This window comes from Frankia casuarinae (genome assembly GCF_000013345.1).
GTDB lineage: Bacteria > Actinomycetota > Actinomycetes > Frankiales > Frankiaceae > Frankia > Frankia casuarinae.
In genome coordinates, this window is the sequence record NC_007777.1 from 1 (window position 1) to 25504 (window position 25504).

General features: G+C 69.2%; 16 protein-coding genes and 1 tRNA gene. 14 read left to right on the top strand and 3 right to left on the bottom strand.

Going from position 1 to position 25504, the window contains the following annotated elements:
- Nucleotides 1-34: 34 nt before the first annotated feature.
- From dnaA to gyrA, 6 genes are all read left to right on the top strand, one after another.
- Nucleotides 35-1723, top strand: coding sequence for a chromosomal replication initiator protein DnaA (gene dnaA, locus FRANCCI3_RS00015; RefSeq protein ID WP_011434478.1), 1689 nt, complete (start codon nt 35-37; stop codon nt 1721-1723).
- Nucleotides 1724-2487: 764 nt separating this feature from the next.
- The gene (gene dnaN, locus FRANCCI3_RS00020; protein ID WP_011434479.1) at nt 2488-3696 is read left to right on the top strand and encodes a DNA polymerase III subunit beta; all 1209 of its coding nucleotides are present in this window, start codon (nt 2488-2490) and stop codon (nt 3694-3696) included.
- A 1-nt stretch (nt 3697) separates the two neighbouring features.
- Nucleotides 3698-4897 carry a DNA replication/repair protein RecF gene (gene recF, locus FRANCCI3_RS00025; protein WP_011434480.1) on the top strand — a complete coding sequence of 400 codons (1200 nt, stop codon included), beginning with the start codon at nt 3698-3700 and terminating at the stop codon, nt 4895-4897.
- Nucleotides 4887-5708, top strand: a complete 822-nt coding sequence (locus tag FRANCCI3_RS00030) for a DUF721 domain-containing protein (protein WP_011434481.1) — start codon at nt 4887-4889, stop codon at nt 5706-5708. Before recF ends, FRANCCI3_RS00030 begins: the two co-directional genes overlap by 11 nt.
- Nucleotides 5709-6020: 312 nt before the next feature.
- Nucleotides 6021-7955, top strand: a complete 1935-nt coding sequence (gene gyrB / locus FRANCCI3_RS00035) for a DNA topoisomerase (ATP-hydrolyzing) subunit B (protein ID WP_035729010.1) — start codon at nt 6021-6023, stop codon at nt 7953-7955.
- A gap of 199 nt (nt 7956-8154) precedes the next feature.
- Nucleotides 8155-10659: a DNA gyrase subunit A gene (gene gyrA / locus FRANCCI3_RS00040; RefSeq protein WP_011434483.1), complete on the top strand. Its 2505-nt coding sequence runs from the start codon at nt 8155-8157 to the stop codon at nt 10657-10659.
- Nucleotides 10660-10824: 165 nt separating this feature from the next.
- On the opposite strand, the gene FRANCCI3_RS23025 is transcribed toward gyrA, so the two are convergent.
- Nucleotides 10825-11865 (bottom strand): hypothetical protein, encoded by a 1041-nt coding sequence (locus tag FRANCCI3_RS23025; protein WP_162492183.1) that lies wholly within the window; start codon nt 11863-11865, stop codon nt 10825-10827.
- On the opposite strand from FRANCCI3_RS23025, the gene FRANCCI3_RS00045 reads away from it, so the two are divergent.
- The 5 genes from FRANCCI3_RS00045 (at nt 11864) to FRANCCI3_RS00065 (ending at nt 16435) form a co-directional block, all read left to right on the top strand.
- Nucleotides 11864-12496 carry a DUF3566 domain-containing protein gene (locus FRANCCI3_RS00045; protein ID WP_235463104.1) on the top strand — a complete coding sequence of 211 codons (633 nt, stop codon included), beginning with the start codon at nt 11864-11866 and terminating at the stop codon, nt 12494-12496. The two genes, FRANCCI3_RS23025 and FRANCCI3_RS00045, sit on opposite strands and share 2 nt — an antisense overlap.
- A 63-nt stretch (nt 12497-12559) precedes the next feature.
- Nucleotides 12560-12633: transfer RNA gene (locus FRANCCI3_RS00050), tRNA-Ile, on the top strand.
- 488 nt (nt 12634-13121) lie between these two features.
- Nucleotides 13122-14525, top strand: a complete 1404-nt coding sequence (locus FRANCCI3_RS00055) for a glycosyltransferase family 4 protein (RefSeq protein WP_011434486.1) — start codon at nt 13122-13124, stop codon at nt 14523-14525.
- A gap of 10 nt (nt 14526-14535) precedes the next feature.
- Nucleotides 14536-15267: a class I SAM-dependent methyltransferase gene (locus tag FRANCCI3_RS00060; RefSeq protein WP_011434487.1), complete on the top strand. Its 732-nt coding sequence runs from the start codon at nt 14536-14538 to the stop codon at nt 15265-15267.
- Nucleotides 15254-16435 (top strand): hypothetical protein, encoded by a 1182-nt coding sequence (locus FRANCCI3_RS00065; protein WP_011434488.1) that lies wholly within the window; start codon nt 15254-15256, stop codon nt 16433-16435. Before FRANCCI3_RS00060 ends, FRANCCI3_RS00065 begins: the two co-directional genes overlap by 14 nt.
- Here the strand turns inward: FRANCCI3_RS00065 and FRANCCI3_RS00070 are convergent.
- Together FRANCCI3_RS00070 and def are read right to left on the bottom strand one after the other, a co-directional pair.
- Nucleotides 16418-17035 carry a class I SAM-dependent methyltransferase gene (locus FRANCCI3_RS00070; protein WP_023839953.1) on the bottom strand — a complete coding sequence of 206 codons (618 nt, stop codon included), beginning with the start codon at nt 17033-17035 and terminating at the stop codon, nt 16418-16420. The two genes, FRANCCI3_RS00065 and FRANCCI3_RS00070, sit on opposite strands and share 18 nt — an antisense overlap.
- A gap of 91 nt (nt 17036-17126) precedes the next feature.
- Nucleotides 17127-17810, bottom strand: a complete 684-nt coding sequence (def, locus tag FRANCCI3_RS00075) for a peptide deformylase (RefSeq protein WP_023839952.1) — start codon at nt 17808-17810, stop codon at nt 17127-17129.
- Between the two features lie 763 nt (nt 17811-18573).
- Here def and FRANCCI3_RS00085 point away from each other — a divergent pair.
- The 3 genes from FRANCCI3_RS00085 (at nt 18574) to cas3 (ending at nt 25316) form a co-directional block, all read left to right on the top strand.
- Nucleotides 18574-20655 (top strand): glycosyltransferase family 2 protein, encoded by a 2082-nt coding sequence (locus tag FRANCCI3_RS00085; protein WP_236701414.1) that lies wholly within the window; start codon nt 18574-18576, stop codon nt 20653-20655.
- Nucleotides 20656-20725: 70 nt separating this feature from the next.
- Complete coding sequence (locus tag FRANCCI3_RS00090) at nt 20726-22171, top strand: acyltransferase family protein (RefSeq protein WP_236701413.1); 1446 nt, start codon at nt 20726-20728, stop codon at nt 22169-22171.
- Between the two features lie 313 nt (nt 22172-22484).
- Complete coding sequence (gene cas3 / locus FRANCCI3_RS00095; RefSeq protein ID WP_256375104.1) at nt 22485-25316, top strand: CRISPR-associated helicase Cas3'; 2832 nt, start codon at nt 22485-22487, stop codon at nt 25314-25316.
- Nucleotides 25317-25504: the final 188 nt, after the last annotated feature.

Sequence of the window (25504 nt, forward strand, 5' to 3'; positions counted from 1 at the left end):
CCGCAAACCGTACCGAACTGCCCGAGGAGCCCCCGTGTCCAACCTCCGCGCCGACTCCGTCGCCGGTCTGCCGTTCGGGGACGAGCCTTCGGGTGACCCGGACCTGGCCGCGGTGTGGAGCCAGGCCGTCGCCGGGGTCGCCGACGGCACGCTGTCCGCCCAGCAGCGTGCCTGGCTGCGGCTGACCCGCCCCCTCGGGCTCGTCCAGGACACGGCTCTGCTGGCCGCGCCGAACGAGTTCACCAAGGATCTCCTCGACTCGCGCCTGCGCCCCTTCTTGTCCACAGCGTTGTCCACAGCCTATGGGCGGGAGATCAGGGTCGCGGTCACCGTCGAACACCTGCCCGATCCGGAACCAATGAGCGGACCGATCCGGATCGTACGGCCGGTGGATGCCAGGGGCGACACCACACCCGGCCAGGGCTCGGGCCCCGCCTCCGGTTCGGCGTTGAACGCGGGTACCGGATCAGGATCGACCGGCGCCGCCGCAGCCCCGGTGCCGCCGACGAGCCCGGGCTCGTCGGCGGTGCCGGTGCCGGCGCCGGCACCGGCACCAGTGCCGCCGGCGCCGGCGGCACTGGTGAACGGCGAACTGCCCTTCCCCGACGCCACCGAGGGAACACCACCGGTACGGGTCAGCGCGGGTCTCGGACGCGATGCGGCGCCGCACGAGACCGAACCGGCCCAGGCCCGGCTGAACCCCCGCTACATTTTCGAGACGTTCGTCATCGGCGACAGCAACCGGTTCCCCCACGCGGCAGCGGTGGCCGTCGCCGAGGCACCCGCGAAGGCCTACAACCCGCTTTTCATCTACGGGGACTCCGGGCTCGGCAAGACTCACCTTCTGCACGCGATCGGTCACTACGCACTCAAGCTCTACCCGAACATGCGGGTGAAGTACGTGAGCTCCGAGGAGTTCACCAACGACTTCATCAACTCGATCCGGGACGACCGCCAGCAGGCGTTCCAGCGGCGCTACCGTGACATCGATGTCCTGCTCGTTGACGACATCCAGTTCCTGGAGAACAAGGAACGGACGCAGGAGGAGTTCTTCCACACCTTCAACGTCCTGCACGACGGCGAGAAGCAGATCGTGATCAGCTCCGACCGCTCGCCCAAGCAACTCTCGGCCCTGGAGGACCGGCTGCGCAGCCGCTTCGAGTGGGGGCTGATGACCGACATCACCCCGCCCGACCTCGAGACGCGCATCGCCATCCTGTCGAAGAAGGCGGCTACGGAGCGCCTGCCGGTACCCCCGGATGTCCTCGAGTACATCGCCACGCACATCGAGCGCAACATCCGTGAGCTGGAGGGGGCGCTGATCCGGGTCGCGGCCTTCGCGAGCTTGAACAAGTCCCACGTCGACCGCACGCTCGCCGAGATCGTGCTGCGTGATCTCATCCCCGATGCCGGCAATCCCGACATCACGGCCGCCGCCATCATGAACGCGACGGCGGCGTACTTCGGCGTCTCGATGGAGGACCTGTGCGGCACCTCACGTAGCCGCGTGCTGGTCACCGCCCGTCAGATCGCGATGTACCTGTGCCGGGAGCTGACCGACCTGTCGCTACCGAAGATCGGCCAGCACTTCGGGGGTCGGGATCATACGACGGTCATGCATGCCGATCGCAAGATCCGCGGTCTGATGGCGGAACGGCGCGCGATCTACAACCAGGTCACCGAACTGACAAACCGCATCCGTCTGCAGGCCCGGCAGGCCTAGCGCCACTGCCCACTGTCCACCGCCGCCCACCACCGCCGCCCACCACCGCCGGGCAGCACCACCGCCGGGCAGCACCACCGCCGGGCAGCACGGTTCCTCCTACCTCCCCCCGGCCGGAACGTCCCGCGGACCGGTGGCTGCCGCCCGAAGGTGGGGTGTGACGCCTCGCCGGGTGTCACACGTGGCGCAGGAACCGGACGCCGCGGGGCAGGACTTCCCCAAACGACCCCGGACAACCACGGACGGCTGGGGACAACCGGGGACGACCTCACCGAGCCCACGGGGTGGTTCCGCCCACAGCTTGTGGAAAACGTTGTGGACAGCCTGCGGTCGGAACGGTGGAGTGGCAGTGGACAGCCTGTGGACAACTCGGGGATGGCCTGTGGAGGGACAACGTGGTCCTTGTGGACGCAGATCGGGCCTGGGGATAACCACTGCGCGCATGCACAGATCCACCCACAAGATTTGCACCGGCCAACAACCCCTCTGACCTGCAGAAACAGAGGTTATCCCCAGTATCCACACCCCCTACTACTACGACCAACTAGATCTTTCTAAGAATGATCAAAAGCTCTTAGTACTAGGGGGTGTGGACAACGGCTCGAGCGCGGCTCCGAGAGCCCTACGTGCCGCGACTCGGCCCCGGGCAAGCGCCCGGGGCACGGCCGACCGCTCGTCGGCGCCTGCTGGCACTCTGAGATGCTGGTCGGTGTTCCCTGCGGGGTGACTCCGAACAACCGGAGGGAACGACAGGAGGCCTAACCATGAAGTTCCGGGTGGAACGGGACGAATTCACCGAAGCGGTCGCCTGGACCGCACGCACGTTGCCGAGCCGGCCGACCACCCAGTTGCAGGTGCTCTCGGGCCTGCTCCTCGACGCGACCGGACCGATACTCAAGATCGCCGCGTACGACTACGAGGTGGCCGCCCAGTGCACGGTGCACGCGACCGTGTCGGAGGAGGGGCGCGGGCTCGTCAACGGCAAACTGCTCGCGGAGATCACCCGGGCGCTGCCCGCGGCACCGGTCGATCTGGGCATCGACGGCACCCGCCTGGTGATCACTTGTGGCAATGCTCGGTTCGCGTTGCCGATGCTGCCGGTGGACGACTATCCCGCCCTTCCGGCCATGCCCCCGATCACGGGGCACATCGAGGGATCCGCGTTCGCCGCGGCGGTCTCACAGGTGGCGATCGCGGCCGGTCGTGACGACACGCTGCCGGTCCTCACCGGGGTCCGTATCGAGATCGAGGGGGACACTCTCACCCTCGCCGCGACCGACCGTTACCGGCTCGCCGTGCGGACGTTGAAGTGGCGGCCGTCGGAGACAGCCGCCGGGCCCGATGAGGACGGCGTGACCGGTGTGGACGGCCCCCCGCCCACACCGGTCACTGTCGCTCTCGTGCCGGCCCGCACCCTGCTCGACACCGCGAAGTCGTTGTCGGGTTCGGGGGTGGAGGTATCCATCGCGCTCGGGACCGGCCCCTCCGGCGAGACGCTGGCCGGTTTCGCCGGCTCGACCCGGCAGACGACGACCCGGTTGCTCGACGGAAGCTTCCCGCCCTACCGCAAGCTGTTGCCTGACAGTTCGCCGTTGATCGCGCAGCTGGAGATCGCCCCGTTGCAGGAGGCCGTCAAACGGGTGGCGCTGGTCGCCGCGAAGACCGCACCGGTGCAGCTGACGTTCTCCCCGGACCACCTCGTGCTGGAGGCCGGGACGGGCGGTGAGGCGCAGGCGACGGAGACCCTCCCGGTGACCTACGACGGACCGGAGCTGTCCGTGGCGTTCAACCCGTCGTACCTGCTCGACGCACTCGGGGCGCTGGAGTCGGACGTCGTACGGATCGGTTTCGCCAGCGCGGAGGACCCGGCGGTGGCGGCGAACAAGCCGGCGATCCTGACCGGGAAGGCCGACGACGACGGCGAGGTCCCCGACTACCGGTACCTGCTGATGCCGATCCGCCTGCACGGGTGACGTGCACCTCACGCACCTGTCCCTCGTCGACTTCCGTTCCTACCCGGCCCTTGACCTGACTCTGGGTCCGGGAGTGGCCACCTTCGTGGGTGGTAACGGCCAGGGGAAGACCAACGTGATCGAGGCGATCAGCTATGTCGCCACGTTGGCCAGCCACCGGGTCGCCGGGGACGCCCCGCTGGTCCGTGACGGCGCGTCTCGGGCGGTCATCCGCGCCAGGATCGTCCGGGGTGACCGGGCCGCGCTGGTGGAGATCGAGATCGTTCCGGGAAAGGCGAACCGGGCCCGGTTGAACCGGGCTCCCGTCGCCCGGCCGCGTGACATCGTCGGTCTGCTGTGCACCGTGCTGTTCGCCCCGGAGGACCTGGCCCTGGTGAAGGGGGATCCGGCGCAGCGTCGTCAGTTCCTCGACGAGCTGCTGATCGCCCGGACCCCAAGGATGGCCGCGGTCCTCGCCGACTACGACCGGGTCCTCAAACAACGATCGACCCTGCTACGCACCGCCGGGACGGCCCGGCGAGCTGGGGGGCAGGGAGATCTGCGCACCCTCGATGTCTGGGACGGGTATCTGGCCGCGCATGGCGCCGAGGTGCTGGCCGCGCGGTTGGCACTCGTCGACGCGTTGCGGCCGGCCGTGGCCGCGGCGTACGAGGCCGTCGCCGGCGCCGAGTCCGCTACCGCGCTGGACTACCGTTCCAGCGTCACCCTCCCGGACATCTTGCATGCGTCCGGTCCACCCGGTCCACCGGGCCAGCCAGAGCAGCCGGGCGCGGGTCGGCCGGATCCGGCGGCACCGGATCGGACCATGCTGGCGGAGGCGATCCGCGCCGATCTGGAGGCCGCCCGGCCACGGGAGGTCGAACGGGGGATGACGCTGGTCGGTCCGCACCGCGACGATCTGCTCTTGTCGATCAACGGGCTCCCGGCCCGTGGCTACGCGAGTCACGGCGAGTCCTGGTCCCTCGCCCTCGCGCTCAAGCTGGCCTCGTTCGACCTGCTGCGTGCCGATGACCGCGAGCCGGTCCTGCTCCTGGACGACGTCTTCGCCGAATTGGACACGCGCCGCCGCGGTCGGCTCGCGGAACTCGTCGCCTCCGCGGAGCAGGTGCTGGTCACAGCCGCGGTCGAAACCGACGTTCCCACAGAGCTGACCGGGGTGCGGTACGCCGTCGCCGGAGGAGAGGTCCAGCATGCCCACTGAGCGCCCGGACCCCCGGGACCATCCCACCGTGCCCGGATCCACCGTGCCCGGATCCACCGCATCCGGGCGGTCCCGGGGAGGGGCCGGGCGCCGCGGGAAGACCGAGGGGCCGGACGGCACCGCAGCCCACGGAGCGGACCTGGCTCGGGAGATTCTCGCCCAGGTCAAACGGGACGCGCGGGAGCGTGGGCGGGGACGGTGGGGCGCCGGCCACACCGCCCGCCACCCGACCGGGCCCGGTCCGGCCGGGCCCGGCACTGGTCGCGGTGGCGGGATGCCGGGTGCCGACGGCGGCACGTGGGCCGATGAGGACGCCTCCACCGGCGCCACCGGGACGGGCGGCCCGTGGGGCCCGGGCTCTCGGACCCGCCTCGGTGCCCGGCGGGCCGACCCGTCGGACGACCAGGTGCCCCGCCGACCGCGGATGCCGGGCATCGCCCCGCCCGGCCGGGAATGGCGCGAACCGGTCGGTTTCGGGACGGCGATCAACCGGCTGCTGGCGGCCCGTGGCTGGAAGGCTCAGGCGAGCGACGCGAACGTCCTGGCCCGATGGGATGCCATCGTCGGGCCGGACATCGCCGACCACTGCACCCCGGTGTCCCTGCGCGACGGAGACCTGGAACTTGTCGCGGAGTCGACGGCCTGGGCGACCCAGCTGCGCATGCTGTCCCGGCAGCTCCTCGGCATCCTGCACCGGGAGCTCGGTCCACACGTGGTCCGCCGGATCGTCGTGCGTGGCCCGACGGCGCCGTCCTGGCGGCACGGGTCCATCCGAACCGGCGGTCGAGGGCCCCGCGACACCTATGGCTGAGGCCGGCCGTTCGGCTGCTGCCCGCCTGACACCCCGGTGCTCCCGGTGCTCTCGGTGCCCCTTGGCGCCTGGATTGTGCCTGTGGTATCCGTCGGTGCGGCTGGGGCGATCATGATGGCTCCGCGGGATCGCGGTGTCGGTGACAGTCGTGGAGGCGCGCCAAGGCGGTCGGGGGAGTCGGTCCGGTAGGGGGGGTTGGCCATCCCCATGTGCGTGGCGCTGCGCAGACGCCAGGGGGCTCCCTGCGTCCGCTATGGCGGGTTGCCGGGTAGACTGGTGGATACTTCCGCCCAGAACGAGGGGACCCGCCGCGTGGCCTACGATGCAAGTTCGATCAAGGTTCTCGAAGGTCTTGACGCGGTCCGCAAGCGTCCGGGCATGTACATCGGCTCCACTGGAGAGCGTGGACTGCATCATCTCGTCTACGAGGTCGTGGACAACGCGGTGGACGAGGCGCTCGCCGGTTACTGCGACACCATCACCGTGACGCTGCTTGCCGACGGCGGGGTGCGGGTCACCGACAACGGCCGTGGCATTCCCGTCGGCATGCATCCCACCGAGAAGCGGCCCGCCGTCGAGGTCGTGCTGACCACCCTGCACGCCGGCGGGAAGTTCGACGGCAAATCGTACGCGGTGTCCGGCGGGCTGCACGGAGTCGGCGTCAGCGTGGTCAACGCGCTGTCCACCCGGCTCGACGTGGAGATCCACCTGGATGGGCACGTCTGGTTCCAGCCGTACGTGGCGACCCGCCCGGACAAGCCGCTGGCCAAGACCGGTACCACCCGCAGGACCGGGACGTCGGTCACCTTCTGGGCGGATCCGACGATCTTCGAGACCACCGAGTACAAGTACGAGACGCTCTCCCGCCGCCTGCAGGAGATGGCCTTCCTGAACAAGGGGCTGTCGATCACGCTCGTCGACGAGCGTGACGAGGAACGCGTGGCGGTCACCTACAAGTACGCCAACGGCCTGGTCGACTTCGTCGGTCACCTCAACGCCACGAAGGACACCATCCACCGCAGCGTGATCTCGCTGGAGTCGAAGGGCGTGGGCATCGAGGCCGAGCTCGCGATGCAGTGGAACGGCGGCTACACCGAGTCGGTCTACACCTTCGCGAACACCATCAACACCCACGAGGGCGGCACCCACGAGGAGGGCTTCCGGGCCGCGCTGACCAGCGCCGTCAACGCCTACGCCAAGGACCAGAACCTGCTCAAGCCGGTGAAGGCGGGGGCCAAGAACAGCGACGAGCGGCTCTCCGGCGACGACATCCGGGAGGGCCTTACCGCGATCATCTCGGTGAAGCTCGCGCAGCCGCAGTTCGAGGGCCAGACCAAGACCAAGCTCGGCAACACCGAGGCCAAGAAGTTCGTCCAGGAGATGTGCTACTCAGCGCTCAAGGACTGGTTCGAGGTCAACCGCACCGAGGCTCGGGCCATCGTCAGCAAGGCGCTCGACGCCCAGCGGGCCCGCATTGCCGCCCGTCAGGCCCGCGATCTGACCCGGCGCAAGGGTCTGCTCGGCGGCACCGGCCTGCCGGGCAAGCTCGCCGACTGCCAGTACACCGATCCCGAGCGGTGCGAGCTGTACATCGTCGAGGGTGACTCGGCGGGTGGGTCGGCCAAGGGTGGTCGAGACTCGAAGTTCCAGGCGATCCTCCCGCTGCGAGGAAAGATCCTCAACGTCGAGAAGGCCCGCATCGACCGCGTTCTGAAGAACACCGAGGTCCAGGCCCTCATCCAGGCGCTGGGTACCGGCATCCACGACGATTTCGACATCGCGAAACTGCGCTACCACAAGATCGTTCTGATGGCGGACGCCGACGTCGACGGCCAGCACATCCGGACCCTGCTGCTGACGCTGCTGTTCCGGTTCATGCGCCCGCTGGTCGAGGCCGGTCACGTGTTTCTGGCGCAGCCGCCGCTCTACAAGATCAAATGGGGTAGGGAGGACTGGGAGTACGCCTACTCCGATCGGGAGCGCGACGGGCTGGTCGCCCGCGGGGTGGAGTCCGGGCGCAAGCTGCCCAAGGATGCCATCCAGCGCTTCAAGGGTCTCGGCGAGATGAACGCCACCGAGCTGTGGGACACCACCATGGACCCGGACCGGCGCATCCTGCTGCAGGTCACGCTCGACGACGCGGCGGTCGCCGACGAGTTGTTCTCCGTGCTCATGGGTGAGGATGTCGACGCGCGTCGCAGCTTCATCCAACGTAATGCCAAGGACGTGCGTTTCCTGGACATCTGACCCGGCCGTGTCGCGTGCCTCGGACCGGTCGTCGGGTGACCCCTCAGGTCGGTCCGGGCGCGGCGATCCCGACGGTCCGGCCCGGCGAACGGAGGGCTCCGGATCCCGCCCGCCGTCGGGTCCACCCGGCCCCGTTGCCCGGGGCGCCCGTCCCGCCCTGACGCCCTGACGACTGCTCCCACTGCCCTGGAAGGACCCCGTGGTCGACGTCCTACCTCCTCCCCCCGGCGACCGCATCGAGCCCATCGGCATCGAAGTCGAGATGCAGCGGTCGTATCTCGACTACGCCATGTCGGTCATCGTCGGCCGTGCGCTGCCGGAGGTACGCGACGGGCTCAAGCCCGTCCACCGCCGGGTCCTCTACGCCATGTACGACGGCGGCTACCGCCCCGACCGCGGATACTTCAAGTGCTCCCGCGTGGTCGGGGACGTCATGGGTAACTACCACCCCCATGGCGACACGGCGATCTACGACACCCTCGTCCGGCTCGCGCAGGGCTGGTCGTTGCGCTACCCGCTGGTCGACGGGAACGGCAACTTCGGCTCGCCCGGCAACGATCCGCCCGCCGCCATGCGGTACACCGAGGCGCGGATGGCGCCCTTGGCGATGGAGATGTTGCGTGACATCGACCAGGAGACGGTCGACTTCGCCCCGAACTACGACGGGCGTTCGCAGGAGCCGCTTGTTCTGCCCAGCCGGTTCCCGAACCTGCTCGTCAACGGCGCCGGCGGCATCGCGGTTGGCATGGCGACGAACATCCCGCCGCACAACCTGCGCGAGGTCGCGAAGGGCGTGCGGTGGGCGCTCGACCACCCGGACGCGAGCGACTCCGAGCTGCTTGAGGCGCTGATCGGCCTGATCAAGGGTCCGGACTTCCCGACCTCGGGGCTCATCGTCGGCCGTAACGGCATCGAGGAGGCCTACCGTACCGGCCGCGGCAGCATCCGGATGCGGGCGGTGGTGAACGTCGAGGAGAACAAGGGCCGCACCCAGCTCGTCGTCACCGAGCTGCCCTACCAGGTGAACCCGGACAACCTCGCCGAGAAGATCGCCGAACTGGTCCGGGACAACAGGGTCACCGGTATCGCCGACGTCCGGGACGAGACCTCGGCGCGCATCGGCCAGCGGCTGGTCATCGACCTCAAGCGCGACGCCGTCGCCAAGGTCGTGCTCAACAACCTCTACAAGCACACCCAGCTCCAGGACACCTTCGGCGTCAACATGCTGGCGATCGTCGACGGCGTGCCGCGTACCCTGCGCCTGGACCAGATGGTCCGCTACTACGTCGAGCACCAGATCGACGTCATCGTCCGCCGGACCCGCTATCAGCTGCGCAAGGCCCGCGAGCGGCTGCACGTCTTGGACGGTCTGCTGATCGCGCTGGATCACCTCGACGAGGTCATCAACCTCATCCGCAACGCCGAGTCGGCGGACGTGGCCCGCGGCCAGCTGATGGAACGCTTCTCGCTGTCGGAGATCCAGGCCACCGCCATCCTCGACATGCAGCTGCGCCGGCTCGCCGCCCTGGAACGTCAGCGGATCATCGACGAGGCGGCCGAACTTCGCGCGAAGATCTCCGATCTGGAGGCGATCCTGGCCTCGCCGACCCGGCAGCGGCAGATCATCGGCGAGGAGCTCGCCGAGGTCGTCGAGAAGTTCGGCGACGAGCGGCGGACCCGTCTCGTCCCGTTCGAGGGCGACATGTCCATCGAGGACCTGATCGCCCAGGAGGATGTGGTCGTCACCGTCACCCGCGGTGGCTACGCCAAGCGCACCAAGACTGACCTCTACCGCTCGCAGCGCCGCGGCGGCAAGGGCGTGCAGGGCGCGGCGCTGCGCGAGGACGACATCGTCGAGCACTTCTTCGTCACGACCACCCACCACTGGCTGCTGTTTTTCACGAACAAGGGCCGGGTGTACCGGGCGAAGGCGCACGAGCTGCCCGAGCAGGCCAGGTCGGCCAAGGGTCAGCACGTCGCGAACATCCTGGCCTTCGGGCAGGACGAGCGGATCGCCGAGGTCATCGCGGTCAAGGACTACGAGGCCGCCCCCTACCTGGTCCTGGCGACCAAGCGCGGGCTGTGCAAGAAGACCGCGCTGCATGACTTCGACTCGAACCGGGCCGGTGGCCTGGTGGCGATCAATCTGCGCGACGACGACGAGCTGATCGCCGCCCGGCTCGTGGCGCCCGGCGACGATCTGCTCCTGGTCAGCCGTAACGCCCAGTCGATCCGGTTCCACGCCGACGACGAGCAGCTGCGGCCGATGGGCCGGGCGACCTCGGGTGTGATCGGTATGCGGTTCGATGCCGAGGACGAACTGCTGTCCATGGACGTCGTCGTGCCGGGTACGACGGCGGATCTGCTCGTCGCCACCTCCGGTGGATACGCGAAGCGGACGCCGCTGGCCGAGTACCCGGTGCAGGGCCGTGGTGGCAAGGGCGTGCTGACCGCTAAGATCGTCTCGACTCGCGGTGGTCTGGTGGGGGCACTCGTCGTCGATCCCGACGACCAGCTCTACGCCATCGCCTCCAACGGGGGCGTATTGCGGACCGTTGCCAAGGATGTACGGCGGGCGCAGCGGCAGACCATGGGAGTCCGGCTCATCGATCTGGAGTCCGGGGTGCAGGTTGTCGGAGTCGCACGTAATGCTGATGCGGAGGACACCGACGCTCGTATCGACGCCGGGCCCCAGGAAAGCTGAGAGCGAGCCCCCGAGAGGTTGACGATCTCGTGGTCGTGGCCACCCACGCCGAGAACGACGCCGCCCGAGGGGACGGGTGTGCGCGGGACCCGTGCACACCGTCAGGACTGAACCGGGAGAGTCCGTGAGTGACAGTCAGGAAGACCGGCCAGCCCGGTCGGCGGTCTACCGCGGCCCCTCCTCGGCCGCCGGGGCGGAGGGATCGCGTGCCACCGAGCAGTCCCGCCGGCCGAGCGGGGGGGACGGGGCCGGCCCACGGTCCACGGTGAGACCCGCTTCCGTTGGTTCCTCCGGTGCTGGCGGCGCGGCCAGAGGCGCGAGCTCCTCCGGCCCGGATTCCGCGGGCCCGGATTCCGCGGGTTCCGCTGGTGTTTCCGATTCCGCCGGGCGTGATTCGGAAGCCGGCCGCCGGGCCGGCGCCGGCCCGGCGTCGGGACGCGCGGCGGACGCCGCGGGCCGCTCGTTGTCGCTGCGGGACGGCCGTGGGGAGGACGCCGGCAGCGAGACGGTGAAGGTGCCCGCGGCCGGCGATGGGCCCGAGTCCGGTAATCCGTTCTTCCAGCGGCCCGGGCGGTCCGGTCGGCCCGTGGATGAGCGGGAGGGCGGCCGCGGCCCGGCCGGAGGCGCGGCGGACCCGCCGCAGTCCTCCGCCGGGGGGCCGACGGGTTCGACTGGGTCGTCGAAGGCCGGGTCGTCAAAAGCCCATTCGGCTGAACCCGGCTCGTCGGCGTCGGGTTCGGCGGGTTCGGGTTCGGGTGCGGCGGGTTCGGCGGCGTCCCGCTCCGGATCGGTCCCCGACGGGGCGAAGTCCCCCTTGTCCTCGCGGTCCTTGTCCACCTCTTCCGCGGGCGCGTCGGGTGTGTCGGGCGCAGGGTCCTCGGCTGGCACCTCCACGGGACGTGCCAGCGGAACGTCGTCGGTGTCCCCATCCGGGTCGGCTCGTACCGGGGCCGCTGGAACCCACTCCGACGAGGCGGGCTCGGCTACCCGGAAACTCGGCCCGGCCGCCGTATCGTCGCCGGCGAAGTCCCTCGGCCTGGCGCCACCCGGACCCGGTCGAGCCACGCCAGGGGGGCCGGCAGTTCGCGTGGAGCCCCCGGCCGAGCGGCCACGGGAGACCGACACGATCTCCCTGGTCCGCCCGCCCAGCATGACGAGGAGCCGTACCACGAAGCCCGACAGGAACCGTGCCGCGCCCGAGCGCATGCCCGCCCCCGATCCGGTACGCCCCGCCCCGCCGGGTCCGGCGGGGGGGAGGTCCGGCGGTGCCGGCCCCACGGCGGCCTACGACCGGCCGCTCGCGGCGCCGGAGTCCGCGGGTACCACCACGACGACGGGTGCTCTGAACAGCGTGACCACGACCTCCCCCGGTGCGCTCGACGACCAGTTCGAGCCGGTCTCCGCTGAGCGGGCGGGTGCCGGTCACTCCCCTGGCCGGTCCGGTCCCGGCTCGTCCGGTTCCGCCCGCCCGCCCGGTCAGGGCCGGCGGGCCAAGCTCAAGCTGTCCAAGGTCAATCCCCTCACGGTGACCCGGGTCAGCTTCGCGTTCTCCCTCTGCGTCTTTGTGGTTCTGCTCGTCGCGATCGCCGTGCTGTGGTTCGTCCTGAACTCGATCGGCGTGTTCGACAGCGTCTCCGACGCGGCCGATACCCTGACCGACAGCAGCAGCACCGACATCCGAGGATGGCTGTCGTTCGGCCGGGCAATGCAGATCAGCTTGCTCATCGGGGCGATCAACGTCATCCTCATGACCGCGCTGTCCACGCTCGGTGCCCTGCTCTACAACCTCTGCGCCGAGATGATCGGCGGCGTCGAGCTGACTCTGAGTGATCAGTAGCTTGGAGGGACGGCGGCGGTCCCGCTCCTGCGCCGCCGTCCTGTATTCTTGGACTCGCAGCACGGACCTATAGCTCAGTCGGTTAGAGCGCTTCCCTGATAAGGAAGAGGTCGGTGGTTCAAGTCCACCTAGGTCCACGCGCTAGCCAATCATGATCGCCGCCCTCTGGGCGGCTTCGCCGTGCCCGTTATGCTGGCCGAGGGGCCAAGCCCCCTGACCCCCCGTGTTGCGCCTTCGGCGCTCGCCGTGCCCGGTGGGATGGTCGGGCCGTCGGTGGCGGCGAGGTCTGAGAGCGGGCCCGGGCCGACGTGCTGCGCGAGGTCGCGGGCAACGCCACAGGGACGACTCCCGGCTGCATAAACCGTCCACCGGTGATCCGGGAAGATCCCCGCGCCTGCGGGATAAAGCGGACACAAAACCCTCTGGATGGGCAAGTCTCCCTCGTTGCCGCAGATCTTGGACTCACGACGAAGAGTCCTAATGTGACGCAGGGCACACGGCCAGGACACAGTGTCGGCCCATTTCAGTGAAGATCGGCACTCAATATCCTAATGTGCCAGGAAGCGGCGCCACCCTCGACGTCGAGGAACCAGGACATGGCCCGAGACGGACGGAGGGCGCACAGTTGCGGATTGCGTTGTTGTCGTACCGGAGTCTGCCCACCTGCGGTGGCCAGGGTGTGTACGTCCGACATCTGTCCCGCGAACTGGTCGCCCTGGGGCACCGCGTCCAGGTGGTGAGCGGGCCGCCGTACCCGGTGCTTGAGGAGGGTGTCGGCCTCACCGAACTGCCCAGCCTTGATCTCTACCGGGACTCCGACCCGTTCCGGTGGCCCGGACTGGCCGAGTTCCACGGCCTGCCGGACGTCGTCGAGTTCGCCATGATGCGGACCGGCCAGTTCTCCGAGCCGCTCGCCTTCAGCCTGCGTGCCTGCCAAGCCCTGCGCCCCAGGGCATCCGGGGGTCGGCCGCCGTTCGACATCGTCCATGACAACCAGGGGCTGGGATACGGCCTGCTGGCGCTGCGGGCAGCCCTGCGCCCGTACCGGATCCCGGTCGTGGGCACCGTGCATCATCCGATCACGGTCGATCGCCGCCTGCACCTCGCCGCGGCGACCACCTTCACCTCCCGGCTGGGCCTGCGCCGGTGGTACTCGTTCCTCCCGATGCAGGCCCGGGTCGCGCGGGGGCTGGATGGCATCGTCATCCCGTCGGAGAGCTCCCGGCGAGAGATCATCGCGGACATGAACCTCCCCCCGACGGTCATGCGCACGGTTCCCTTGGGAGTCGACGCCGACGTCTTCACGCCGGCGCCCGCGGGCAATCCGGCGGTTCCGGGCCGTGTCGTCGTCGTGACCAGCGCCGATGTTCCGCTTAAGGGCCTGCTTGTCCTGCTCGAGGCGCTCGCGAAGCTGCGGGTGGATCGCTCGGCGCACCTGGTCTGCGTCGGCAAGGTCCGCGAAGGGGGAACGGCCCAGCGCCAGGTTGCCGAGCTGGGCCTGGCCGACGCCGTGACGTTCCGTTCCAACATGCCGGAACCGGAGCTGGTGGACCTGTTGCGCTCCGCCGAGGTCGCGGTCGTTCCCTCGCTTTACGAGGGGTTCAGCCTGCCCGCCGTCGAGGAGATGGCCTGCGGGATCCCGCTGGTCGCCACCACCGCCGGGGCGTTGCCCGAGGTCGCCGGTCCGGACGGGGAGGCCGCGTTGCTGGTCCCACCGGGGGATGCGGGAGCCCTGGCGGACGCCATCGGTTCCCTGCTCGATGATCCCGAACGACGGGCCCGAATGGGTGCCGCCGGGCGCCGCCGGGTGGAGGCGCGGTTCTCCTGGCGGGCGGCCGCCGCGGCCACCGCGGACTGGTACGCCGAGCGGATCGCGGCGGTCGGCGGGACGCCCACCTCCCCGGTCCCGGCCCCGGGACCGGGACCGGGACCGGCGGCCCAGTGGACGCCGGCACCGCTGTCCACACCCGGCGCCGTCACACCCGGCGCCGCGGCGTCCGCACCGGCGTCGTCGACGCTGACCGGCTGACGGCCGACGCATGCTGACCGTCGACTTCGACCAGTTTCCCGTCTCCGCGGGCTGCCGGCTGCTCGACCTGGGCTGCGGCGCCGGACGGCACACGTTCGAGGCGTTCCGACGGGGCGCCGAGGTCATCGCGCTGGACCACTCCGCCGGCGAGGTCGCCGGCGTCAACGCGATGCTCGCCGCGATGGCCCTGGAGGGACAGGCTCCGCCCAAGGCGAAGGCCGCCGGAGTGCGCGGTGACGCGCTGGCGCTGCCGTTCGCCGACGGCACCTTCGACCGGATCATCGCCGCCGAGGTGCTCGAACACCTGCCCGCCGACACGGCGGCGATGACGGAGATCGCCCGGGTGCTACGGCCCGGGGGGTGGGTGGCGGTCACCGTCCCGAACCGGTTCCCCGAGCAGGTGTGCTGGAGCCTGTCGACGGCTTATCACAGCGTCGAGGGGGGCCATGTCCGCATCTACCGCCGGGACGAGCTTCGTGACCGGTTGATCGCGGTGGGACTGGAACCGGCCGGCACCCATTTCGCACACGCCCTGCACGCCCCGTACTGGTGGCTGCGGTGTCTCGTCGGTGTCCACGACGACGACCATCCGGCGACGCGGCTTTACCACCGGCTGCTGGTGTGGGACATGATGCGCCGTCCCCGCATCACCCGGCTCGCCGAGCGGGCCCTCAATCCGATCATCGGCAAGAGCATCGTGCTGTATTTGAGGAAACCGGAGGTAACGCGTGCGGCCGGTTGAGTCTGCTCCGGTCCTGACCCCCGAGGCGCTCACCGCGACCGCGACCGCGATCGCCGTCGTCCAGGAGCCGGACGGCGCCATCCCCTGGTATCCCGGTGGCCACACCGACCCGTGGGATCACCTCGAATGCGCCATGGCCCTCGACCTCGGCGGCCTGGTCGACGCCGCCGACGCCGCGTGGGCCTGGCTGTGTCGCAACCAGCGGCCGGATGGATCCTGGGCGACGAGCTACGTCGGCGGCGCGGTCAAGGAGGACTTCGCCGACAGCAACCAGTGCGCCTATGTCGCCACCGCAGCCTGGCACCGCTGGTTGGCCACCGGTGACCGCGCCTTCCTCACGAGGATCTGGCCGGTCGTCGAGGCAGCCCTGGGCTTCGTCGTCGACATGCAGAGCCCGACCGGACAGATCTGGTGGGCCCGGTCGTCGGACGGTGTCGACTACCCCGAGGCCCTGCTGACGGGATGCTCCAGCACGTTGCACAGCCTGCGCTGCGGGATGGCGCTCGCAGCCCTGGTCGGGGAGGTGCCACCGGCCTGGGAACGGGCGACCGGCGCGCTGCGGCACACCCTCGTCGCTCACCCAGAGTACTTCGCCCCCCGCGACCGGTGGTCGATGGACTGGTACTACCCGGTGATCGGCGGAGCGCTGCGCCGGTCCGCGGGTCGGTCCCGGCTCACCAGCCGGTGGAACGACTTCGTCGTCGACGGTCTGGGCATCCGCTGCGTGGCCGACGAGCCCTGGGTCACGGGGGCCGAGACCTGCGAACTAGCCATCGCCCTGCATCTCGTGGGCGAGACCGCCGCGGCGACCAAGCTGGTTACGGACATGCAGCACCTGCGGCACGCCGACGGGAGCTACTGGACGGGCTGGCAGTTCGAGACCGCGACGTTCTGGCCGGCCGAACAGTCGACCTGGACCGCGGCGGCGGTGATCCTCGCGGTCGACACGTTGGCCGGCGGGGTCACCGAGACCCTCTTCCGCGGCGACGGCCTCCCCGAGGGGATCTGTGTCCTCGACAAGGAGTCCGACGAGCCTCGGCAGGGCGGCAGGCGGCTTCCGGAGTCGCGGACGGAGCCGCGGACGGGGACGGAGGTGGTGACGCCCGCCGAACGCCGGCTTCCTCGGCAGCGGCCGGCATGCGGATGCCGCTCAGTCGACGCGGCGTAGGACGCGCAGCGAACCCGCGCACGACAGCTCGCGGAAGCCCTCCGTCAGCGCCCGCACCAGGACGTGGTAGGGCGCCTGGCCCCCGTCCGCCGGGTCCGGAAAGACGTCGTGGATGGCCAGGAGACCGCCGGGCCGCACGTGGCAGGCCCAGGCCTCGTAGTCCGCCTGGGCCTGCTCCTCGGTGTGCCCGCCGTCGAGGAAGAGCAGGTCGGCCGGGGTCGACCACCATCGCCCCACCCGTTCGGAGCGGCCGACGACCGCCGTCACGACGTCCTCGACGCCCGCGTCCTCCAGCGTCCGCCGCAGGAAGGGCAGCGTGTCCAGCCGGCCGCTACGCGGGTCGACGAGATCGGCGTCGTGGTACTCCCACCCGGGTTGGTTCTCCTCCGACCCGCGATGATGATCCACGGTGATCACCGTCGCTCCCACCGTCCGGGCGGCCGCGGCCAGGTACAGGGTCGACTTACCGCAGTAGGTGCCGACCTCGCAGATCAGGCCGCCGGCCGATACCCGTGTTGCCGCCGCGTAGAGCGCCAGGCCCTCCTCCGTGGGCATGAAGCCCGTCGCCGCCTCGGCCGCCCGCCGCAACACCACATCCACCGCCGACTCTCTCTTTCTCGCAGGACGGATAGCCTTTCTTGCAGGACAGGTAGCCTTCCTCGCAGGACAGGTAGCGCGCGCCGGTGGCTCGCTACCTGCCGAGCCGCGCGGCCACCTCGACCCGGCGGGCGAAGATCTCCTCGGTCCGCTCCTCCATCTCGCGGAGGGCCTTCTTGCGTCCGCGGCTCGACAGCCGGTCCAGGTAGAGGCTGCCGTACAGGTGATCGGTCTCATGCTGCAGGCAACGGGCGAAATAGCCGGTTCCCTCCAGGCGGAGCGGGGCACCGTGCTGGTCCTGACCGCGGACAGCAGCATGCTCCAGCCGGGCGACCTCCATGTAGGCCCCCGGAACAGACAGGCACCCCTCATCCCCCTTGACGAGCCGGCGCTCCGCCGGCGGCGCCTCCTCCAGGACGGGGTTGACCAGATGGCCCACGTGCCGCACACCGTCCTCGTCGGTGCAGTCATAGACGAAGACCGCGGCGTCGACGTCGATCTGGTTCGCGGCGAGTCCGACACCTTCGGCGCCGTACATGGTGGTGAACATGTCATCGATCAGCGCAGCGAGCTCCGCGGTCCCGAACTCGGTGATTTTCTTACAGGGCCGGTGCAGAACAGGCTCGCCGACAACGGTGATCCTGCGGATGGAACCGCGGCCGACCTCCGGCGGCAGCTGGGGGTAGGAGTCCACCGGCTCCCCCAGCACCCGGACCCGCCGATCGATCTTCTCGTCCTTCTCGTCCTTCTCGTCAGATCGCGTCAAGCGCGAGGCCATGGCGAGCATCTCCTTCCATCCGACCGGGGCGCGCCTGCGCGTGAGTCGGCGCGGGGCCGATCCTGCCGATCGGCAGGATCGGCCCCGCGCCACCGCCGATCCTCGACGTGCTTCGTTCGCTACGAGCTTGACAGATCGCACCCCCTGTCCGCTCGGCGGACTGGTCACTCCCGTGATCAACAGTGTCACCAGGTGCGGCGCCATCATGGCCGCTACCTGCGGGAAGAGCGCGGACCTCAGACTGTTCATTGCATGGCGCAACTTCACCAACACCATACGCACATAAGGCTCCCCGGAAACGGGGAGCCTTTTCCGTGCCCGGTCGCACGCGGTCATGCCCGACCGTGTCCAGCCGTGTCCAGCCGCGTCCTATCGCCGTTCCCGCAGAGATCGCGGACGCTGAATCGTCCGCGATCCGCGTGGGTAAGAATGATTACCGCAAAGGATGAACAGAACGTTAAATCTAACTCGCATGCCGCTAACGCAACGTATCGTCTCCCCCTGGCGCACGGCCCACCAACAGACACCCGAACCCCGACTGGTATGGTGTCGGCCACGATAAAGCTGAACCAGTAGAGAATCACGCTCCCAGGTATTTACCTTCCGGCCAGGAGAGAGGAGTGCTGCCCCGACTCCCACGACTCCCTACACCAAAAAGACTTAGAATTATCCGGCGAATCTAGCGAGAGTTCAGTTCATGGCTGCGAATTTCGCTGAAACGGTCGCTGAAAGGCCGACGCCGGGGGGGATCAACACACCGAACATGGCAGTTCCGCCGCCGGAGTACGTGGTGGTGGATCTGGATCCGGGAACGAGTGACCTCGCCGTCCCGGATGGATCCGGATGGCGGCGGGTCATGCGGGTGCCAGGACGACGGCATTACCATCACGAGCACCACGATCGCGCCATCGCGACCGTCCAGCAGGCCCGGAGCCGTACTCGATCGACGGGCCGGAGTTGCGTCGTCGGCCTTCTGTACATCGCCGAGTTCGGCCGGCTGCGCGAGCGCCTCGCTCCGGGCGCCTGCCTGTCTCTACTCGATCAGGTCGCCGCCCTGGCAGGTGATCTGCATCGGTGGCGTGGCTCCGCCATCGGCCAGGGCCGCCCCGGCGAGGTGGTCGTCGTCCTGCCGACGCGGCCGGGCCGCTCCGCCGAAGCGGCGTTCGGCGAGATCGTGCGTACGGTCGCAAGCTGTGACTTCGCCGTCAACGGCGAGCGTCTGCGGGTCACCCCCGTTCCGGGGTTCGTCCAGGTGGACGACACCATCGATGATGCCACCGCCCTGCGGCGGGCCCGGCTGGCCATGGGGCTCGCCGCAGGGCAGCTCGACATGGTCCCCGTCTGTTACGACCCGAAGATGGAACCAGCGGAGAACCAGCCGCGACGTTCCGGGCGCCCGTTGCACACACGGTTGCGGCCGTCCGACGCCGTCCAGATCGTCGTCTCGACCGCGATCTGCCTCGGACTCCCGTTCGGGATCTACAGCACACTGTTCACACTGGGCCTCGACCCGACCCACGTCGTCTTCGCACTCCTGGCCATCGCGCTGGCCGGCACTACCCTCACCACCTACCTGGAGCAGTTGTCGGCGCTCGAACCGGAGAAGTGCCCGGACGCGCCCGCCGCGCCGTTCCCGGCGGCGAGCGCCATCATCGCCGCGTATCTGCCGAACGAGTCGGCCACGATCGTCGACACGGTCAAGGCGTTCCTCCGGCTGGACTACCCGGGTCCACTACAGATCATCCTCGCCTATAACACTCCCCGATACCTGCCCGTGGAGGAGACGCTCGCGCGGATCGCCGATTCCGATCCCCGTTTCATCCCGATGCACGTGCCGACCAGCACCTCCAAGGCGCAGAACGTGAACGCGGCGATGCCAATGATCACCGGTGAGTTCGTCGGTGTCTTCGACGCGGATCATCATCCGGCACCGGACGCCTTCCGGCGGGCCTGGCGGTGGCTGTCGCACGGGGCCGCGGTCGTCCAGGGGCACTGCGTGATCCGGAACGGAGAGGCATCGCGGATCAGCCGCACCGTCGCCGTGGAATTCGAGTCGATCTATGCGGTGAGTCATCCCGGCCGGGCGAGGATGCATGGTTTCGGGATCTTCGGCGGGTCGAACGGCTACTGGCGGACCGACCTGCTGCACCAGACCCGTATGCGCGGGTCGATGCTGACCGAGGACATCGACGCGAGTCTGCGCACCATCATGAGCGGTGAGCGGATCGTCGCAGACCCGGAACTGGTCTCCTACGAGCTGGCGCCGACGACGATGTCGGCGTTGTGGCGGCAGCGGTTGCGCTGGGCGCAGGGTTGGTACCAGGTCTCCCAGCGGCATCTGTGGAAAGCCGTCGGCTCACCCGACCTCACCGCCCGCCAGAAACTCGGCCTGCTCTGGCTGCTGGGCTGGCGCGAGATATATCCGTGGCTTTCGCTGCAGATGTATCCGCTGATCGTCTTCGGTCTGCTGCACCCGCAGTCCGGGCACGGTTTCCGGTTGAACGTCTCCCTGTACGTGGTCGCCACACTCTTCTCGGCGATGGCGGGCCCGATCCAGGCGTTGTTCGCGTACGCCCTCGCCGACCCCACGATCCGCCGCCATCGGAGTTGGTTCGTCCAGTTCTGCCTGATGAACATCGTCTACAGCGAGTTCAAGAACGTCATCGCCCGGCTGGCACCGGTGAAGGAGCTGCTGCGGGAACGCGAGTGGCACGTGACCCCACGCGCCGTGCCGCAGCCCGACCCGGTCACGCCGGACGGCGCGACCGCACCTCCAGCTGGCTCCGCACCTCCAGCTGGCTCCGCGGCGGGCGGTGTGGTCCCTTACCCCGAAGCCAGGTCATGACCACACCAGGCGGACCTCGAAACATCGTGCCGAGGTCCCGGGTTCTGCCCGCGCCGGCTCTCCCGTCCTGGTGGGCGCAGCCCCCGCCGCCGCCGCCGCCGGTGCCGCCGCCGCCGGTGCCGCCGCCGCCGGTGCCGCCGCCGCCAGTGCCGCCGCCGCCAGTGCCGCCGCCGAGAGAGCGGCCGACCGTGCCGGTCCGGACCTCGGCCCGGCCGCGGGCCGGGGGGTGGGTATCACCGGAGAGAGCGGAGGGAACCGCCGCGGTCGCCGACGGACGACGGTGGGCGATCCCAGGCTCGAGCTGGTCGACCTGGGCGGGTTCCGCGGCGTGGCGGCGATCTCAGTGATCATTTTTCACGCCTATCAGTTCTGCCGCGGGGATGGCAACACGCCGTACGCGGGTACGTTCCTCGGCCAGGTCCTCGGCGCCTTCGACGGGATGATCAGTTGGTTCTTCCTGGTCTCCGGGTTCCTGCTGTATATGCCGATGGCGAACCGGGTCAGGGCCGGCCGGACCCAACGGTCACCCAAGAACACGCTCATACGTCGTGGACTGCGGATTCTTCCGCTGTACTACACGGCGCTCATCGTCGTGTGGGCGGCGCGTAATCCCACTCTGCCCGGCGACTGGATCGACCTGGTCGAACACCTGACCTTCACCCAGGTCTTCGACAGCAAGCGGGTGTTCTACACGATCGGCCCGGCCTGGTCGCTGGCCGTCGAGGTCTACTTCTATCTATACCTCGCCCTGGTCGCCGGCTGGCTGCGGCGGCAGACTCATCGACTACCCGAGGCGCATCGCTGGCGGCGGCTCTGCCTGCCGCCGGTCCTGCTGATCGTGGTGTCCGCCGTCTGGATCGTCTATGCGGTCTACATCGTGCGGGCTCAGCACGACCAGTGGGCGTACTGGTTCTCGCCGCAGAACTATGCCGGCAACTTCGGCCTCGGAATGATCACTGCGGTTCTCTATGTCCGATGGGGTCGGGAGCGGCCGTTGCCCGCCCTGCTCGCGTGTGCGTTGCGGTTTGTCGCCGCCGGGCTCATCATCGCCGGCGCGCTGGTCCGGGGGCACACCGCGGCATCGTTCGAGGCGTTCTCCACGCTGAATTCAATCGGTTTCGGTGTGCTGTTCGCCGCATCCGTGCTGGCACCCCGCGACACGCTGTGGCGCCGGTTCTTCGCCACCCCGGCATTCGTCTGGCTCGGCATGATCAGCTACAGCGTGTATCTGTGGCATGAGCCGATTCTGCTGCTGGTGCTGGACCGGCACGGGCTGGTCAGTCATGCGCCGTCGGCGTTTCCGTGGGTGGCCGCCATGCTGGTCACGGTCGGCGTCCTCGGTGGATGGATCAGCTACGTCGTCCTGGAGAAACCGGGCCGCCGGCTGTCCATCCTGGTGGAGAAGCTCCGCCGCACCCCGGTGTCCGCCTCGGTGTCCCCCGCCTTGGTGTCCCCCGCCCCGGTGTCCCCCGCCCCGGTGTCCACCCCGGTGCGACCGGCACGGCCAGTTCCCTGACGTGGCGTGGCGCAGGCTTCCCGGTCTGCGCCGGCTGCGCTACGTGCGCCGGCCGCGCGCGGATCGTCTCCCGTTGGAGGCCCCGTCGTCCCCGCAGGCGCGGGGATCTTTCCAGTGATTTCCTGTCTTCAGGGCTGGGAGAACGCACAGCTCAATAATCAGTAAAACGAATCAGGCAAGCCGTCAACAGCATTTCTACGACGGCCGATGTCACGTCCAAGCCCCCATGAACGGGCTCATTTCGCAAGGTGCTTGAATGGGGCTGTCCATTATATCTGGGATGGGAGTCTTCATGGATGATGAGTTCTTCGGTATGATATGGGGGAAGTCGGCGGAGAAGGCGGGGGGATCGATGCACCTGCTCCTCGGCCATCTTCTGGATACGGCGGCGGTGGGCGAACTTGTCTGGGATCGTTTCCTCGCATCCACCATTCGGGATCGTCTGGATGATTGCAGCGATGGTCGCGGGCGGTCTCTGTTCGCGCTGTTGTGCGGCCTGCATGATGTCGGTAAGGCCACGCCGGCCTTTCAGATGAAGGACGAGGGTTTGGCGCAGCGCGTTCGGGCTGCCGGGCTTGGCTGGCGAGGGGTGACTCCTCAGCAGGGCCGGCAGTGGCATCACGCGCGGGCGGGGGCTGTCATCGTCCGCAAGTATCTCCCGCAGGTCGGTTGGAGTCGGCCGGGGTGTGACTGGGTGTGGCCGCTGGTCGCGGGCCATCACGGCCTGATACCGGACCGTGGCCGTCTTGTGCACAAGCCCGCCGTCCACGGCGCCGGACCGTGGCTCGACGTCCAACGTGCGTTCGTCGACCGGGTGGCCGGCGACCTCAACGTTGACCTGGCTTCCTTTTCGGAGCTGCGAACACCATCCCGCGGAGGTCAGCTTGCCCTATCCGGGATGATCATCATGGCAGACTGGGTCGCGAGCGACAAAGAGCATTTCGGTGGGCTGTCGGATCTGGCGGAGATCTCGATGAAGGGCTCGCGGGAGCGTGCACAGCGAGCCTGGGCACAGTTGGGTCTGCGTGGCGGGTGGCGCTCCGACCGGCCCGCACCCGGCAACCAGTCTGACCTGGTGCACCACAGATTCGGTAAGCCAGCCCGGCCGGCGCAGCGCGCCGCGGTCCAGGCCGTGCGGGAAATGCCCGGCCCCGGGCTACTGATCCTGGAAGCGCCGATGGGTGAGGGGAAGACGGAGGCGGCGCTCGCCGCCGCGGAGGTACTGGCCGGCAAGGTCGGTGCGGATGGGGTGTTCGTCGGAATGCCGACGCAGGCGACGAGCGATCCGATGTTCAGCCGGGTCCGCGGCTGGCTCACCGCGGTGGATCCCGAGGTTCCGATCGGCCTACTGCACGGCCGGGCTCGTTTCAACAAGGAGTGGGCGGCACTTCGGTCGCAGGTCCGGTTCGTCGACGTGCATGACGATCTCGACGAGTATGGGATGGCCGACGATTTCGGTACGGGTACGAGCGGCCCGGGTCGTCGCGACGCACCGCTGGCGGGCGCCGCGGCGGCCGCGGAGTGGTTCTTCGGATCGAAACGGGGGTTGCTCGCTGCGGTGACGGTCGGCACGGTGGATCACCTGCTGCAGGCGGCGACCCGGACGAAGCATGTGATGCTACGGCACGCCGGCCTGGCCGGCCGGGTCGTCATCCTTGACGAGGTACACGCCTACGACGTCTACATGGCGCAGTTCCTGTTCGAGGCGTTGCGCTGGCTCGCCGACACCGGCGTGCCGGTCATCGTTCTGTCCGCGACGCTGCCGCCGGTACTGCGTGCACAGCTCGCCGGCGCCTATCTGCAGGGCGCCCTGCAGCGCCCCGATGTCGACCTCGCCGATCTGCCGCGGCCCACCGGCTACCCGAGCACCACCGCGGTGTATATGGCCGACGGGAAGCCCCGGTTTTCCGTGACGTCCCAGTCACCCTGGCGTGAGTCCGTGCCCGTTGCGGTAGAGATCCTGGCAGAGCCCACCGACTTCGCCCCGGTGAGCATCGCCGCCGCTGTCTCGGCGGAGGTGAGCGAGGGCGGCTGCGCTCTCGTCGTGTGTAACACCGTCCAGCGGGCCCAGGTCGTCTACGCCGAGCTGCGGACGACGTTCGGTGATGACGTGGTGCTGCTGCACTCCCGGTTCACCGCAGCCGAACGCGCGAGCCGTACGGAAGACGTCGTGGACAAGCTCGGCCCCCCCGGACGGGAGAACGCCCAGGACCGGCCCGCGCGGCTCGTCGTCGTGGCCACCCAGGTGGCCGAACAGTCGTTCGACGTCGATGTGGACATCCTCGTCACCGATCTCGCCCCCATCGACCTTCTGCTGCAACGGGTCGGCCGGCTGCATCGGCATGACCGGCCGACCGGGCAGCGACCGGCCCGGCTTCGCGACCCGAAAGTGATCGTCAGCGGTCTGCGGCTGCCCGACGGGGCTGTGCCACTCTGGCCCGCCGGTAGCCGGGCCGTGTACGGGGATCATCTACTGCTGCGCTCCGCCGCTCTCGTCGCCGAAGCCGCCACGGGTGGTGGATGGTCGATTCCCGCCGACGTGCCCGGCCTCGTCGCTCTCGGCTACGGTGATGAGCCTCTCGGTCCGGCGCGCTGGGCTGATGCCGCGGCCGAGGCCAGGCAGGAATGGGAGGCCAAGGAGCGTCGTCGCCGGGTGAACGCCACCGGATTTCTGCTTTCCGGCGAGGACGGTCTGGGCCTGACCACGCTCGAGGGTCTGCACGACAAGGCGACCGCGCCGCTGGAAACCGAGGAACGCCTCACCGCGGTCGTCCGTGACAGCGACGAGTCCGTGGAGGTCGTCCTCGTCCGCCGCGGACCGGCCGGGTATCTCACGCTCGCGGGCCGATCGCTCGGGCACATCGGCGAAGTTGCCGTGTCTGACGACGCGGTCCTCGAAGAGGTCGTCGGAGCCACCATCCGCCTGCCCGCGAACAAGGAGATCACCGCCGCGGCGCATGCCGAACTGACTCCCCTGGCCGGCTGGGACGGCGACTCCTGGCTCCGCCGCACCCGCGCCCTGATTCTCGACGATCGCATGTCGGCGATCCTCGGGGGGCGACACCTGACCTATGACAACAAGCTCGGGCTGAGCCTCGCGCCTCGACCGGCTGCTGATACTCGACCGGCTGCTGGTAAAGGGTGAACTGCCGGACCGGGGCAAGGTGTTGATCTTCTCGGCGCTCAAGATGGGACGGCTGACTCCCATGCTCCGAGACAAGGCGAATCCGTGCAGATATACCGGTTCACCCCATACGTCACTGTATGTGCTACTTTCGGTGCGAGGCGGGAGCATGGGCACCGTTCGGCCAGTTATCTGGTCGCCATGGGTTA

Bases quoted from the DNA above. Each gene is read 5' to 3' on its own strand.
- FRANCCI3_RS00045 (WP_235463104.1), top strand. From the start codon at position 11,864: ATGCCCGCCCCCGATCCGGTACGCCCCGCCCCGCCGGGTCCGGCGGGG.
- FRANCCI3_RS00030 (WP_011434481.1), top strand. From the start codon at position 4,887: ATGCCCACTGAGCGCCCGGACCCCCGGGACCATCCCACCGTGCCCGGA.
- FRANCCI3_RS23025 (WP_162492183.1), bottom strand. From the start codon at position 11,865: ATGCGCTCGGGCGCGGCACGGTTCCTGTCGGGCTTCGTGGTACGGCTC.
- cas3 (WP_256375104.1), top strand. From the start codon at position 22,485: ATGATATGGGGGAAGTCGGCGGAGAAGGCGGGGGGATCGATGCACCTG.
- dnaN (WP_011434479.1), top strand. From the start codon at position 2,488: ATGAAGTTCCGGGTGGAACGGGACGAATTCACCGAAGCGGTCGCCTGG.
- FRANCCI3_RS00085 (WP_236701414.1), top strand. From the start codon at position 18,574: ATGGCAGTTCCGCCGCCGGAGTACGTGGTGGTGGATCTGGATCCGGGA.
- def (WP_023839952.1), bottom strand. From the start codon at position 17,810: ATGGCCTCGCGCTTGACGCGATCTGACGAGAAGGACGAGAAGGACGAG.
- FRANCCI3_RS00060 (WP_011434487.1), top strand. From the start codon at position 14,536: ATGCTGACCGTCGACTTCGACCAGTTTCCCGTCTCCGCGGGCTGCCGG.